The organism is Methanolobus sp. (assembly GCF_016278385.1).
Classification (GTDB): Archaea; Halobacteriota; Methanosarcinia; order Methanosarcinales; family Methanosarcinaceae; genus Methanolobus.
The window spans coordinates 57,969-70,396 of record NZ_JADQBY010000014.1; the positions used below are offsets into that span (position 1 = coordinate 57,969).

The 12,428-nt window shown below is 42.5% G+C and carries 17 protein-coding genes and 1 pseudogene; 5 read left to right on the top strand and 13 right to left on the bottom strand.

Going from position 1 to position 12,428, the window contains the following annotated elements:
- Nucleotides 1–13 precede the first annotated feature (13 nt).
- Nucleotides 14–235 carry a hypothetical protein gene (locus tag QZZ23_RS06360; protein ID WP_292467900.1) on the bottom strand — a complete coding sequence of 74 codons (222 nt, stop codon included), beginning with the start codon at nt 233–235 and terminating at the stop codon, nt 14–16.
- A gap of 205 nt (nt 236–440) precedes the next feature.
- Here QZZ23_RS06360 and lysS point away from each other — a divergent pair, with 205 nt between their 5' ends.
- Nucleotides 441–2,033 (top strand): lysine--tRNA ligase, encoded by a 1,593-nt coding sequence (lysS, locus tag QZZ23_RS06365; protein ID WP_292467902.1) that lies wholly within the window; start codon nt 441–443, stop codon nt 2,031–2,033.
- Between the two features lie 2 nt (nt 2,034–2,035).
- Nucleotides 2,036–2,680: a class I SAM-dependent methyltransferase gene (locus tag QZZ23_RS06370; RefSeq protein WP_292467904.1), complete on the top strand. Its 645-nt coding sequence runs from the start codon at nt 2,036–2,038 to the stop codon at nt 2,678–2,680.
- Here QZZ23_RS06370 and QZZ23_RS06375 read toward each other — a convergent pair.
- Genes QZZ23_RS06375 through QZZ23_RS06385 form a run of 3 tightly spaced genes read right to left on the bottom strand, consistent with a single transcriptional unit; the run spans nt 2,677 to nt 5,872 of the window.
- Nucleotides 2,677–2,922: a pro-sigmaK processing inhibitor BofA family protein gene (locus QZZ23_RS06375; RefSeq protein ID WP_292467905.1), complete on the bottom strand. Its 246-nt coding sequence runs from the start codon at nt 2,920–2,922 to the stop codon at nt 2,677–2,679. The genes QZZ23_RS06370 and QZZ23_RS06375 overlap by 4 nt on opposite strands.
- A gap of 50 nt (nt 2,923–2,972) precedes the next feature.
- Nucleotides 2,973–3,392: a nucleoside 2-deoxyribosyltransferase gene (locus tag QZZ23_RS06380; protein ID WP_292467907.1), complete on the bottom strand. Its 420-nt coding sequence runs from the start codon at nt 3,390–3,392 to the stop codon at nt 2,973–2,975.
- Nucleotides 3,389–5,872, bottom strand: coding sequence for a U32 family peptidase (locus tag QZZ23_RS06385; RefSeq protein WP_292467910.1), 2,484 nt, complete (start codon nt 5,870–5,872; stop codon nt 3,389–3,391). The genes QZZ23_RS06380 and QZZ23_RS06385 overlap by 4 nt, the downstream gene beginning before the upstream one ends.
- Nucleotides 5,873–5,990: 118 nt before the next feature.
- On the opposite strand from QZZ23_RS06385, the gene QZZ23_RS06390 reads away from it, so the two are divergent.
- Nucleotides 5,991–6,263 carry a hypothetical protein gene (locus QZZ23_RS06390; protein ID WP_292467913.1) on the top strand — a complete coding sequence of 91 codons (273 nt, stop codon included), beginning with the start codon at nt 5,991–5,993 and terminating at the stop codon, nt 6,261–6,263.
- Nucleotides 6,264–6,271: 8 nt separating this feature from the next.
- Nucleotides 6,272–6,442: pseudogene (locus QZZ23_RS06395) on the top strand (4Fe-4S dicluster domain-containing protein); the annotation flags it as partial.
- A gap of 3 nt (nt 6,443–6,445) precedes the next feature.
- On the opposite strand, the gene QZZ23_RS06400 reads toward QZZ23_RS06395, so the two are convergent.
- The 4 genes from QZZ23_RS06400 to QZZ23_RS06415 all read right to left on the bottom strand — a co-directional run bounded on the left by QZZ23_RS06400 (nt 6,446) and on the right by QZZ23_RS06415 (nt 8,547).
- On the bottom strand, nt 6,446–6,949 hold the full coding sequence (locus QZZ23_RS06400) for a class I SAM-dependent methyltransferase (protein WP_292468171.1): 504 nt from the start codon (nt 6,947–6,949) through the stop codon (nt 6,446–6,448).
- A 6-nt stretch (nt 6,950–6,955) separates the two neighbouring features.
- On the bottom strand, nt 6,956–7,153 hold the full coding sequence (locus QZZ23_RS06405) for a hypothetical protein (RefSeq protein ID WP_292467915.1): 198 nt from the start codon (nt 7,151–7,153) through the stop codon (nt 6,956–6,958).
- A 132-nt stretch (nt 7,154–7,285) separates the two neighbouring features.
- Nucleotides 7,286–7,576 (bottom strand): hypothetical protein, encoded by a 291-nt coding sequence (locus tag QZZ23_RS06410; RefSeq protein ID WP_292467917.1) that lies wholly within the window; start codon nt 7,574–7,576, stop codon nt 7,286–7,288.
- Nucleotides 7,573–8,547, bottom strand: coding sequence for a PGF-CTERM sorting domain-containing protein (locus tag QZZ23_RS06415; RefSeq protein ID WP_292467919.1), 975 nt, complete (start codon nt 8,545–8,547; stop codon nt 7,573–7,575). The genes QZZ23_RS06410 and QZZ23_RS06415 overlap by 4 nt, the downstream gene beginning before the upstream one ends.
- 357 nt (nt 8,548–8,904) lie before the next feature.
- Between QZZ23_RS06415 and QZZ23_RS06420 the strand changes: the two genes are divergently transcribed.
- Nucleotides 8,905–9,801, top strand: a complete 897-nt coding sequence (locus QZZ23_RS06420) for a cation diffusion facilitator family transporter (RefSeq protein ID WP_292467921.1) — start codon at nt 8,905–8,907, stop codon at nt 9,799–9,801.
- 18 nt (nt 9,802–9,819) lie between these two features.
- On the opposite strand, the gene QZZ23_RS06425 is transcribed toward QZZ23_RS06420, so the two are convergent.
- The 5 genes from QZZ23_RS06425 to QZZ23_RS06445 all read right to left on the bottom strand — a co-directional run bounded on the left by QZZ23_RS06425 (nt 9,820) and on the right by QZZ23_RS06445 (nt 12,399).
- Nucleotides 9,820–9,972 (bottom strand): MazG nucleotide pyrophosphohydrolase domain-containing protein, encoded by a 153-nt coding sequence (locus QZZ23_RS06425; RefSeq protein ID WP_292467923.1) that lies wholly within the window; start codon nt 9,970–9,972, stop codon nt 9,820–9,822.
- A complete protein-coding gene (locus QZZ23_RS06430; RefSeq protein WP_292467926.1) occupies nt 9,927–10,106 on the bottom strand; it encodes a hypothetical protein in 180 nt (59 codons plus the stop codon). Before QZZ23_RS06430 ends, QZZ23_RS06425 begins: the two co-directional genes overlap by 46 nt.
- Nucleotides 10,107–10,124: 18 nt before the next feature.
- Nucleotides 10,125–10,946, bottom strand: a complete 822-nt coding sequence (hisF, locus tag QZZ23_RS06435) for an imidazole glycerol phosphate synthase subunit HisF (RefSeq protein ID WP_292467928.1) — start codon at nt 10,944–10,946, stop codon at nt 10,125–10,127.
- 239 nt (nt 10,947–11,185) lie between these two features.
- Nucleotides 11,186–11,893 (bottom strand): DUF1614 domain-containing protein, encoded by a 708-nt coding sequence (locus QZZ23_RS06440; RefSeq protein WP_292467930.1) that lies wholly within the window; start codon nt 11,891–11,893, stop codon nt 11,186–11,188.
- Nucleotides 11,894–11,940: 47 nt separating this feature from the next.
- Nucleotides 11,941–12,399, bottom strand: coding sequence for a bifunctional nuclease family protein (locus QZZ23_RS06445; RefSeq protein ID WP_292467932.1), 459 nt, complete (start codon nt 12,397–12,399; stop codon nt 11,941–11,943).
- Between the last annotated feature and the right edge of the window lie 29 nt (nt 12,400–12,428).

A 12,428-nucleotide genomic window follows, 5' to 3' on the forward strand; every position in this document is an offset into this window, starting at 1 on the left:
TTCCTATATATGTTCAGTCCTTTTTTACTTGCGACATGACTTTTTTTGTATATACCTGATATACGCCTTCATCGTCATATATCACTGCTTCATCATTGATTGTAGCGTGGTTTCCATGAATTACCAGAAAAGGCCAGAGTTCACTGCTTTCAGGATCCCGTTGGTTCTTCATATTGAAGATGTCTTCTGAAGTGCTTATTGGTATCCTGTTCATCTTCTCTGTTATACGGGTCATACTTTTATAAATACAATCTCGTTATTAATATGTTTCGTATTGTATTTGTATGAGGTACAAATATGTCCGTAAAAGGATAGAAATGACTTATTAATACCTGATTGTATTTTGTCTATGAGCAAAGATTATAATAGTAACAATCATCTAAGGTTACTGACTCTGGGCATCCAGACATTACATATTCCTATTATAAACCGGTGAAATAATGGCAGAGATTACACATTGGGCGGATGTTATTGCAGATGAGGTGCTGGCAAAAGGCAGAACGCATCTTGTTGCAACAGGCATCACACCCTCAGGTCACATTCATATTGGTAACATGCGCGAGGTCGTAACTGCAGATGTAGCATACAGAGCCCTTATTGATAAAGGAGAAGAGGCTGAATTTATTTACATTGCAGATACCTATGACCCTTTAAGGAAGGTTTATCCTTTCCTGGATGAAAGTTATGCAGAACATGTTGGAAAACCTCTTTCCGAGATTCCTTGCCCATGTGGTGAACACGATAACTATTCTGAGCATTTCCTTGAGCCTTTCCTGACAGCCCTTGACCATCTTGGAATACACCCAAAGGTCTACAGAGCGGATGAGTTGTACAAGGAAGGTGTTTATGTTGAAGCTATCAAGCAAGCCCTTGTAAAAAAGGATGAGATTGCAGCAATACTTCAGAAAAGATCGGGTAAGACCCCGGTTGAGACTTGGAATCCTTTCAATCCTATCTGTAAAGAATGTGGCAAGGTTAATGCAACTATCGTTACTGGTTTTGATCTGGATGCAGAGACTGTGGATTATGATTGTTCATGCGGGAGCAGTGGTACAGTATCTATGAAAGGGGGCGGGAAGCTTACCTGGCGTGTGGACTGGCCTGCAAGGTGGAAGGCACTTGGGGTTACCGTTGAACCTTTTGGAAAGGATCATGCTTCAAGGGGCGGTTCCTATGACACAGGTGTGGCTATAGCTGAGGAAATATTCGGATACGAGGCTCCTCATCCAATCGTCTACGAATGGATCATGTTGGGTCAAAAGGGTGCTATGTCATCATCAACCGGTGTTGTTGTTTCAATTTCAGACATGTTAAAAGTAGTCCCTCCTGAGATACTGCGTTACCTTATCATTCGTACGAAGCCTGAAAAGCATATCAGGTTCGATCCTGCATTACCGCTGCTCACACTTGTAGACGATTTCGAGCGTTTGCATTCAAGTGACAAGGCTACACCATACGATAAGAGAATAATCGAACTTTCACATGCAGCAGGACTCTGTCACACGGATATACCCTTCAAGCATATGACAACCATACACCAGGTTGCAGCAGGTGACTTTGACAGGATTATAAATATTGTGAAAAGAGCAGGATATGACGTCTCCAATGAGAAATGCATACGTGAGCTTGCTGATAATGTCGGGAACTGGCTTGAAATGTATGCCCCCGACAATGCAAAGTTCAGCGTGCAGGATGATCTTCCGGTAGGCTCTGCAAGTTTCACAGATTTCCAGCGTGCTTTCCTTACTGCATTCTCAGACATACTCGATAAGAGTGATGAACTGACAGGTGAAGATTATCACAATCTGGTTTATTCTTCAAAAGAAGTTGGCTCAGAGTTAAACAAAATGATAGCTTCTGCCATGGATGTAACTCCGGAATCACTGGAAGTCAATCCAAAGGATCTCTTTAAGGCAATATATGTTTCTGTGCTTGGACAGCCATCAGGTCCAAAAGCCGGATGGTTCCTTTCCTCCCTTGAGAAGGACTTCCTTGCGCAGCGTTTCAGAGAAGCAGCAGTATACAGACCCTGATCATGGAGAACAATTTTTTCCCGGGCAATAAGTCTCACTTCCTTGCCTGGGAAGAAGAATATAAACATGTGACATGGGGTGGTCCCAGATCAATATCAATGCTTGAAGGATTATTATCGCCATCATCCCGGGTGCTTGATTTGGGTTGTGGGAATGGTAGATTTCTCCTTCCTCTTTCCCGAAAATACGAGTCCATAGGCACTGATGTGTCAGCAACTGCAGTTTGCAGGGCTTGCTCCTACCTTTCTAAAAATAATTCACAGGCTGAATGTCTTGTATCAAGTATAACGTCGAATCCTTTTACGAATGAGTCTTTTGATGCTGTCCTGTGTCTTGGTGTTATGCAGCACTTGCTTAAAGACGAAAGACAGATAGCAATAAGTGAGATTAAAAGAGTAATGAAAAGCGGAGCTATCCTTGTAATCGAAGTTTTCGGAACTGAGGATATGAGGTACGGTGGCGATGAGATTGAAACCAATACTTTTCGCAGGAAAAACGAGATAATATATCATTATTTCACGCGAGAAGAACTTGAATCCCTGCTTGTCGGATTTGAGATTATAGAAATGAAGGATATTGTTTCTGAAAAAATATTTCATGGCAAGCCACACAGGCGCCACCAGATAAGATTAATAGCTCGCCTTTAGAAGGCTATTCCAAGATAATTCAGAACTATGATGAGCAGTGCACCTACGATTCCTGCAATTGCACAGACAAGGATGACTACCCAGGAATAGGCGATTTCCAGTCCAAATACAAGGTTTGCGATGACAAGCACAATGAGTCCTGCAATTGTGTTAATCACCATGTTCTTTACAGTCTTCAGCACTTTCCAGAGAAGAAATGCAGCTATAATTGCCACTATAAGGATTACGATTTCAGTTACCATAGTCACCTCTTTTATATTGTGATGATAAGTATTTAATGATTGCTAAAAAATTAGGATTTGCCGACAAGTTCAAGGAAAGCATCAATCTCTTTCTTCATAATGGCACTACTATCATATTTTCGAGTAATTATTCTCTTGTCTCCGCGTATCATTGCAGAAACATTTGTTTGTGGTGTGTGCAAGCAAAGCACAGGGAATTCCAGCTGCAGCGCACTACAAATCTCATATCCAACACCTATGGAAGGTGTGCTCACTTCTGCGATCACACAGTCGCTTTTCTCAAGGAACTCCATATCACGTACGTATATCTCCTGCTCTGTCAGCAGTGATTCAGTCTTTTCAAGTTCCGGGTCAGCAACATGCCAGCTCAGTACTTCATGTCCTTTTTCCTGAAGGTAGTTACAAATCTCAATGTAGGTGGACAGCATCTGCCTGCCCCCTCTTATAGAAGCTGAAAGGAATATGTTCATTGCACTCCCCTGTGATAATGTCCTCGTGTGTGGTTTTCGCTGATGTCACTACCTTGCCATACGTGTTTTGTACTTTTTGTGTAGTAGGAGTTGATACCGTCCCTGTAGGCACGTGTAATCATTCTCACGCGGTCATTATCAAGTGTTCTTGCATCTATCCTGAGACTTGAAAGACCTGCTTTGATAAGCTGGGGTATTTCTTCAAGAAGGCAAAGTTCCCTTGAATTGAAAATATGAGTTCTGCAATTTGAGTCTGTCTGCACCGGGAATTCAAATCCTTTTTCATCAACGATCTCAAAGCTGCTATTTTTGCAATGAGCACCGCAATTAAAACCTGTGTCTTCTTGTTGTCCCAGCAATCCTCCAATAAGGCAGTGCTCGGACTCCATTATCTGAATGTTTCCGTGCACAATGTATTCGCAATTGGCATATGAAGCAATCTCTAGTATCTGCCCGAGATTCATTTCAGCTGAAAGTGTCAGGGTGTGTGCACCTTTGCCTGTTAAAAACTCAAGGGTCTGTCGGTTGAACACATTCATTGAACTGTCAGTTACGACTTTCATTTCCAACGATTCGATGGCAATTTTAAAAACGCCTGCATTTGCGGCTATAATCCCTTCAAAACCATTTTCTTTTGCCAGTTTTATAGTTTCTTTGAGTTTTTCCATCTCTGAATCACTTACAATAACAGGAGTGTGCAGATATATTGGGATGCTTTTTTCTGAAGCGATAGCAATTGCAGATTTCCACCCGGCGTCCTGTAAACCGATCCTGTCACTGTCAAGGTACAGCAGGTCCGCTCCTCCGTTGATTGCAGCCATAAGAACCTCAGGATTGTTGACACTTACAGAGAGCAGCGCTCTTTTTTCAGAATTCACCTGCTTCTTTTCATGTTCCTCGGGAATGATGTCCTGAATTGCGTGTCTGACGTGTGCCGGTCTTCTCCACTTCTCACTTCTTTTAATCTCAAGTTCTGATATTGCTTCAGTCCTTGCGTTGTTAAGTTCTTTTATTGGTATGAATGCGTCATCTGGGATATCTATACTGATATCCAAGGGTTGAAAAACCGTATTACCTGTCTTAGACAACTGTTTTTCCACATCTTCTGCTGTAGTTGGTCTTTTCTGGGATCTCTCCACAACATAGTCGGAAGTGATAGTTGAAACATTGTTCTCATTATCGGTAAATGAGAGTTCCATTTTCTGGCCGATATGTGCCTTCAGGTTGATTGAAACCGGTATTTTACGTATTGGTGAAGGAGAAGTGAATGAACTCTGGAGTGTTTTCATCAGGGAATCATCCAGTGTCCTGTAAACTATAGTTCCTTCCTTTAGCACTTCTTCAAAATTGGTGGAAATAATGTCACCATTTCCCGCATTTTTCACAGGCATATTATTAATATGCATCCCTCTGATAACGGTTCCTGATTCCCGGTAACCTTCAAAACCGATTCCATCTCCAATTTCAAGTTCCCCGCTGAGTTCTATTAAAAGGCTGCTGCGGTTCTGATTGTATCCGCTCACCTTTCCAACAATTATTCCCTGGTTGTGTGGTCTTTCCCGGCTCATGAGTTCACTTGCAGGGTCACTTTTGAAATAGCCGGTTGTGAATTCCCGGTTGAAAAGCTGCTCAAGTTGTGCGTTTTCTTCCTCAGTTACAAAATAATTGTCCGAATCTTCTGCAAACCTGTCTATAAGGCGGCGATATATGTTTACGACCCCGGCAACATATTCAGGACGTTTCATACGACCTTCTATCTTGAGTGAATCAATTCCGGATTTAATAAGGTCAGGCAGTATCGCTGAGGTATTGAGGTCCTTTGGACTCAAAAGATAGCTTCCCTCTGTTTTTACTTCCATGCCATCCTTTAGCAGTCTGTACTGTTTGCGGCATGGCTGGGCGCAGTGCCCACGGTTGCCGCTTCTGCCACCGATCATACTGCTCATGAGGCACTGGCCGGAGTAACATATGCAAAGGGCACCGTGTACAAAAGCCTCAATTTCCACTCCGGTTTGGTTTTTGATCTCTGTTATCTTATCCCGTGAAAGTTCCCTTGCAAGGACTATCCTTTTCACATCCATTTCCTTCAGGAAAAGAACACCTTCAGTGTTATTTATGGTCATCTGGGTGCTTGCGTGCACCGGTAGTGTAGGGACCATTTTCCTTGCAAGTGTTAATAGACCCATATCCTGCACTATGATGGCATCTGCTCCCAGCTCATCCAGTGTGTACATGAGTTCCAGAGCCATTTTCATCTCGCTGTCCTTGATGAGTGTGTTCATGGTGACGTAGACTTTCACCCCTCTGAGGTGGGCGAAGTCAAGTGCTTCCCTGAATTCCTCTATTGTGAAATTGCCTGCGTAAGCCCTGGCGCTGAAATCCTTGATTCCAAGATAGACTGCATCGGCACCGTTCTCTACGGCAGCTATGAGTGATTCCATATTTCCGGCGGGGGCTAAAAGTTCAGGAGTTTTAAGCATGATATTTGCTCAGATGAGGTTAGAATATATAAAAGCCCCCTTTCATCTATCGTCTTTAAATTTGATGGCATCTATCTAAAAAATAGATCTTAAATTTAGAACCTTCGAGGAGTATCCTGTGAACAGACAACGTTTAAGAAAATTGATTCTTTTAATTTCGTTCATTTTGTTTCCGCTGACTATCTTCTATTTCTCTCCCTACCTGATTATCGAGGCCACATCGGTGGGAATAGTTTCGGGAAGCATGATTGTCTTCGCATTTCTTTTCCTGTCATCACTGGTATTTGGCAAAAGAGCAGGATGCCATTATATTTGCTGGATGACTCCATTCATGTCAATCGGGAGGAAGATAAGGAACATCCTGAAGTACCCTTCTTTGAGACTCAGGTAGGATACTGAAAATGTGTTGACTGCAAAAAATGCACAAAAGTGTGTCCCATGAGTATTGATGTACACGCTGTGGTACGCAGCAGCAAAATAAAGAATTTGGAATGTATCCTCTGCGGGGAGTGTGTTGACACATGTCCGAAGAACATGATAAGAAACTCATTCAGTTCCGGTACTGAGTAGATTTCACTTTTTTACGCAAAGGTAGGTTGCCATGAATCCATCCTGGTAATGAGATTCCTCTATCCTGAAACCTGCTTTTTCAATTAATCCTTCCATGACCCAGTCAAATGTTGAGAATTCTTCTTTTATGTGAAGTACCATTGCATTGACGATATCATCTCCGGTTTCAGAGGACATATTTTTGAATACCTGCGATAAATAGGTATCGAAGTCCTGTATATCTGACGAAAAGACAACGTCCTTCAGGTAGAACTTCCCGCCAATCTTAAGCATTGAGTTTATATTCTTCAATGCAGTAAGTTTCCAGAAATCCGGGAGATGGTGCAATACAAGCTGGGTTACCACTGCATCGAATTCTTTCCCTTTTGGTTCGAATGTCAGAAATCCTGCGTTGCCATATTTAATTTTCTCCCTGCTTCTTTTATTTGATTTCTCCGTGGCAAAGTCAAGCATCCCCTGGGAAATATCCAGAGCAAGAACATGTTCACAATATTTTGAAAGCTCAATTGAGAATTAACCCATTCCACATCCGATCTCCAGTACATTATGGTTCGGCTGGAGGTCAATGAGCCTTATCATGGTCTCGGCCTCTTTGGCTATGTTCCTAATAGTTTTCATTTTCCTGTCATATTTCTGTATCTCTTCTTGGCTTGTGTAGTCCGTTCCTATCTGGATTAACTCATCGTAGTACCATTCAGGCAATTCTTTCATAGTGGATCCTTCGATTAGAACAGATTCAATATTTTTACGCTAATAAGTAATTATTGCCCTGTCTGAAACACAGAGATTGTACGAAAAAATGAGAATAAAAAATAGAAGGTGAAAGTGGAAAAGAAGGTTATATCACTTCTTTTCCTTTGTCAGCAGGTATCTGTTGAGGATGAACAGTCCGATGACTATCACTAATACATAGTACAGTGATCTGAAGATTGGTCTGTACTGGTATTCGAACCATGTGCTAATTATGTTATCAACTGAGAAATATAGCTGAAGTGTGGCAAGGGCAATGATAATGCCTACAAGGGCAAGCATTCCACTTCTGAAATAATCCTCATTTGACCTTTCCTTCTTTACTTTTGGAGGAACAGTTAACTTTTCATCTTTTGTTTCCTCGATGGTCTTTTCATCGTTCATTGTGATCTCCTCCTTATGATGTATAATGCTGTTATCAGTGATATTGCTGTGAATATGGTTGTGAATCCCGGACTTTCTTCTGCATATTCAGATTCAGTATCCTCCGCGTATGCCCCATCAAAGTCGTCCTCTACTACAAAGTCAGCCGTATTCACATTCTTGTTTTGTACCAGTTGGTCCCTGTCAATTACCTTTTCAGGATTCAGCTGTACGTAATCCTCTCCGGTCATGACAACGGTGTTTCCGTCCCAGACACTGACCTCTACAATGTAATTGTAGTTGTCAGGAACAGTTAGGTTGACACTTCTGATGATTGTGTCTTCGGGTTCTATCTCCCCTGAACTTATCCACTTCTTGTCTGCGATGAGCCTTGCATCCATTTCCCTGGCCTTCACAAGAATACGATAATCTTTGGTGGTGTCCACGCCTTCATTCTTGAGATAGATGTCATTCTGAATGACAACTCCATTGGAGTTTGCTGCCCTTGCTATGAAGTCGATGCCCTCTATCTGGATGCCTGTTTCCTGCTGGTCCGTTGGCAGTCTCTCAAGCCCTGAAAGTGTCATCCAGCGGTCATATCCCATCTCACCATCGTTGACGATGGTAGCGCTTATTCGATAACTTCCACTATTTGGAAGACGTATGATCTGGTTTACTGCCTTGGTCTCGTCCTTATCCATCGGGCCGATGTCTGCTTCCTGCTTCAGTTCAAGCAATCCGGTCTGTTCGTTGAAAGCCTTTAGCATGACCGTTGCATTGCCATCGCTGTCAGCTCCCAAGTTCTCTACATATGTTGTCACATTGAGCCACACATAGGTGCTTTTGACACTATCTGCTGACATCTCAATGTCCCTTATTCCCAATTGTGCATCCGGTTCATCGAATTCACGCAGGCATCCGCTGGATGCTGCGAAAGATATGACAATGAGTAAAATAAGGATGAAACTGATTTTGTTGTATTTCTTTGTCATGGATTTCCCTCTCTAAATAACATTACAAAAAGATACGATTTAAATATTATTGGTGTATGTGCTAAAAAATAATATAAGAAAGGGATTGATTGTTTTGGAGTACCCACCATAAAGCTATCGATCAAAATCTAATTTTTTTCTCAAATATTTTGATGAAATACAGGTATGATTCTGGATTACTTCCGCAATTTATCTTTTTAAATGTAGGTCCGCAAAAGAGTTTTTTGAATCTATAAGGATTAAAGGCTAGAATAAGGATTGAAGGGCTTTTTAACAGATAAAGGGACTCAAAAAAGTTACAAAAGGTTAAATAGGGCTACAATAGTCTCTATTTACCACAAAGGAGCTCGTTGTAATATGCAGAATGAAGATGGAAGAAGCAAAACTGCGGTGAAAGTGACTGTAAACGGAATGATATTGAATATCTTCCTTACTGTTTTTAAGTTCATTGCCGGAATCTTAGGCAATAGTGCGGCAATGATTGCAGATGCTGTTCATTCTCTTTCTGATTTTATTACTGATATCGTGGTTATTTTTGGACTCAAAGCTGCAGGGAAACCTGCTGATCAGAATCATCACTATGGTCATGGCAAAATCGAGACCATATGCGCAGCTTTTGTGGGTATTGTGCTATTTATTATTGGAATAGAGATTTTTGTAAGCGGTTTAGGTAAAATCATTTTGGTAATCAATGGTGGAAATCTGGAACAACCTAGGATTATAGCTTTTGTCGCTGCAGTCGTTTCGATTATTACAAAGGAATGGTTATACAGATATACATTGAATGCTGCTAAATCGATAAAAAGTGATGCCATGATTGCAAATGCGTGGCATCATCGTTCAGATGCATTTTCCTCTGTTGGGACAATGATAGGTATCGGCGGGGCAATAGCCCTTGGAGGCAAATGGTCAGTCCTCGATCCTCTTGCAGCGGTTATACTGAGCGTCTTCATATTCAAGGTGGCATTTGATATCTCTTATAAAAGTCTCAATGAACTTACAGAGGCAGCTCCCGAAAAAGATATCGTTGAAGACATAAGCCACATTATTGTATCTACGGAAGGTGTTAAGGACTTCCACAAGCTCAAAGCAAGAAAGGTCGGCAATAATATCGCTACAGATGTGCACATTCAGGTGGACAGGACCCTCAGTCTCATCGAGGCTCATGACATATGTACTGAAGTTGAGAATCGCTTACGTGCAAAGTATGGAATGGAAAGCATACTTTACATCCATTGTGAACCTGATATTTAGACAGACAGATATAGTAGTTCAGTCCGTACAGATGCATGGATTCTTCCTGCATGTAGGACACTTATCAGGATATTTTTCAAGGAAAGCAGCTTCAAGGTCAATATCATAGAGATTTGCCAATGCTCCTATCCAGGCAAAACAGTCTGCAAGCTCCTCCTTGATATTATCCATTCGTCCCTGCGGATGGCTTCTGCAAGCTCACCAATCTCTTCCACAAGCCAGAGAGTGGTAGCTGGTGCACCTCTTCTCCTGTCGTTGTGGGCGTAGAGGTCATACATGCATTTTTGGAATTCTGATATTTCCATGTATTTTGCCTCTTTGTCTTAGAGTCTTACAGGAATGTCCTTTTTCCTGAGGTATTCCTTGGTGTCGTTGACAGTGTACTCGCCGAAGTGGAATATGCTTGCCGCAAGTGCCGCATCGGCTTTCCCTTTTGTGAAGCCTTCGTACATGTGTTCTGGATTGCCGACACCGCCGGATGCGATGATGGGTATTTCAAGCTCATCGGAAAGCTTTCTTGTGATTGGGACGTCAAAACCGTCATAGGTTCCGTCCTTGTCCATGCTGGTGAGCAGTATCTCTCCTGCACCGAGTTCCTCTACCTTCTTTGCCCACTGGACAGCGTCTATCCCTGTTGGCTGTCTGCCGCCGTAGATGACAACCTCATACCATGCAGGGGTGCCGTCTTCAAGTTCAAGGATCGTCTTGTCAGGATGGTCCTTAACGTTTTTATTCCTCTTGCAGTCGATGGCTGTGACGATGCACTGGGCACCAAATATCTCGGATGCTTCCTTGATAAGGTCAGGATTCTTTATGGCGGCGGTGTTTATGGATACCTTGTCCGCACCTGCCCTGAGTATCTGGCGTATGTCTTTGATGGAGTTTATTCCCCCGCCAACGGTGAGCGGGATGAAAACCTCATCTGCGGTCCTTTCGATGACTTTGACCATAGTACCTCTTCCTTCATGGGACGCTGTAATGTCAAGGAAAACAAGCTCGTCTGCTCCCTGTTCATTGTATCTCTTGGCAAGTTCCACAGGGTCCCCTGCTTTTCTCAGGTCTACAAATTCTATTCCCTTGACAACGGTTCCGCCTTCTTCGTCAAGCGTAACATCAAGACATGGTATGATCCTTTTTGTGAGCATGTGATATTGTCCCTTTCACTGCATTTGATTATCTGTATCTGCAAGGCACGATGGCAGATGGTATATTTAATAAGAAGATATCGAGTTTTTATTTAATACTTGTTGTGGGGACGAATGTCATGGATTTCAAAATGAAAGATGTGCTAATTTGAACAATTCACAATCAATAGGATTAGAGAAAATGAATGAATGGAAGAAAGCAATAAAGGAATAATAAAATCAAACATTTCTCTTCTTTTTCAAACCAACAACACCGCAATAACCCCTGCCAAAAACACCCCGTCAAAAGTTCCCGCACCACCAATACTCACAACAGGAGCGCCCATCTTTGTGATGGCGCGCATGTTCAGCAGGTCGGCACCTATCAGGGTGCCCAGGGTGCCGCTGATATAGGCTACGGCGAAAATCATATCGTGATTAATCTGGCTTACGGAGACAACAAGAATAGAGCTCAGAGCAGCGGCTATTGGCGGGAGTAATGCCGGGGATACGATTCCCACGCCAATGACTGGTCTGGCAACTGCTTTTGTTATAAAGGCAACCATCAGAGTTGCGTAGAGGACAGCGGTGGTTGCGCCGGGGAAGAGGAACAGCAGGTAGAAGGAGACTATCATGGGGATGAGTGCTCCACCCACGTTAATAGCTACGGTTGTCCTGGTGATGTGTGTCTTTTTGAAAGGAATTCTGTATGAGACTCCGAATACCTTCACGTATTTGTGATCCTCAATTGGAGTTTCGGATTCGATTGTCTTCATGGGTATATTGATATTGCTTCCAATAAGAGATGCAAGAAGCAGTATAAGGGCATCGTTCCATGAGAATCCAATTTTTGCAAAGGCGGTGCTTACAACGCCGTAAAAGAGAATGGATATGCTGAACGCCAGCACAAAAGTGAGTATCAGCGTAAAAACGAATGTAAATGGGTTATAAAGTATCCGATGCCTCATAGAGTATTGTCCGGGTTAACAGTATATCCTTTTTTCGACACAACGGTCTATACAAATCCTGTAATTGCTTTGGAACCCAGGAAATTTTCCTTGCTGATAGCGTCAGTGCTGAAAACATCCTCATTGATCATAATTGATGCATTGTTTCGCAGGGCAATTGCAATACAATCGCTGGGCCTGGCATCAAACTCCATAGTGGTGCCATCTTTTTTCAGCGTGATACGAGCATAGTAGATGTTATCGATCTTCTCATCTATTAATACCCTCTCAACCTCAGCATCCAGCCGCGTCAGTATGGCTACGATAAGGTCGTGTGTCATAGGTCTTGGCATGGTCTCATTCTTCATCACAGAATTAATGGACAATGCCTCAGACTGGCCTATGTGAATAGGCATCATGAGGCCCTCTTCATCTTCAAGCATCACAGCCGGCACAGCCCGGCCGAAGATATTGATCATGAACACTCCCTTAACAGTAACTTCCTTTATTTTGCTTGCAGAATTCATATTTTTGTCACAGTACTTCCTTTTTGAGT

Coding starts and splice junctions, on each gene's coding strand:
- QZZ23_RS06385 (WP_292467910.1), bottom strand. CDS start 5,872: ATGCTTAAAACTCCTGAACTTTTAGCCCCCGCCGGAAATATGGAATCA.
- QZZ23_RS06415 (WP_292467919.1), bottom strand. CDS start 8,547: ATGACAAAGAAATACAACAAAATCAGTTTCATCCTTATTTTACTCATT.
- QZZ23_RS06375 (WP_292467905.1), bottom strand. CDS start 2,922: ATGGTAACTGAAATCGTAATCCTTATAGTGGCAATTATAGCTGCATTT.
- QZZ23_RS06430 (WP_292467926.1), bottom strand. CDS start 10,106: ATGGAAATATCAGAATTCCAAAAATGCATGTATGACCTCTACGCCCAC.
- hisF (WP_292467928.1), bottom strand. CDS start 10,946: ATGCTCACAAAAAGGATCATACCATGTCTTGATGTTACGCTTGACGAA.
- QZZ23_RS06360 (WP_292467900.1), bottom strand. CDS start 235: ATGACCCGTATAACAGAGAAGATGAACAGGATACCAATAAGCACTTCA.
- QZZ23_RS06445 (WP_292467932.1), bottom strand. CDS start 12,399: ATGAATTCTGCAAGCAAAATAAAGGAAGTTACTGTTAAGGGAGTGTTC.
- QZZ23_RS06405 (WP_292467915.1), bottom strand. CDS start 7,153: ATGAAAGAATTGCCTGAATGGTACTACGATGAGTTAATCCAGATAGGA.
- QZZ23_RS06380 (WP_292467907.1), bottom strand. CDS start 3,392: ATGAACATATTCCTTTCAGCTTCTATAAGAGGGGGCAGGCAGATGCTG.
- QZZ23_RS06370 (WP_292467904.1), top strand. CDS start 2,036: ATGGAGAACAATTTTTTCCCGGGCAATAAGTCTCACTTCCTTGCCTGG.
- lysS (WP_292467902.1), top strand. CDS start 441: ATGGCAGAGATTACACATTGGGCGGATGTTATTGCAGATGAGGTGCTG.
- QZZ23_RS06425 (WP_292467923.1), bottom strand. CDS start 9,972: ATGGATAATATCAAGGAGGAGCTTGCAGACTGTTTTGCCTGGATAGGA.
- QZZ23_RS06440 (WP_292467930.1), bottom strand. CDS start 11,893: ATGAGGCATCGGATACTTTATAACCCATTTACATTCGTTTTTACGCTG.
- QZZ23_RS06410 (WP_292467917.1), bottom strand. CDS start 7,576: ATGAACGATGAAAAGACCATCGAGGAAACAAAAGATGAAAAGTTAACT.
- QZZ23_RS06420 (WP_292467921.1), top strand. CDS start 8,905: ATGCAGAATGAAGATGGAAGAAGCAAAACTGCGGTGAAAGTGACTGTA.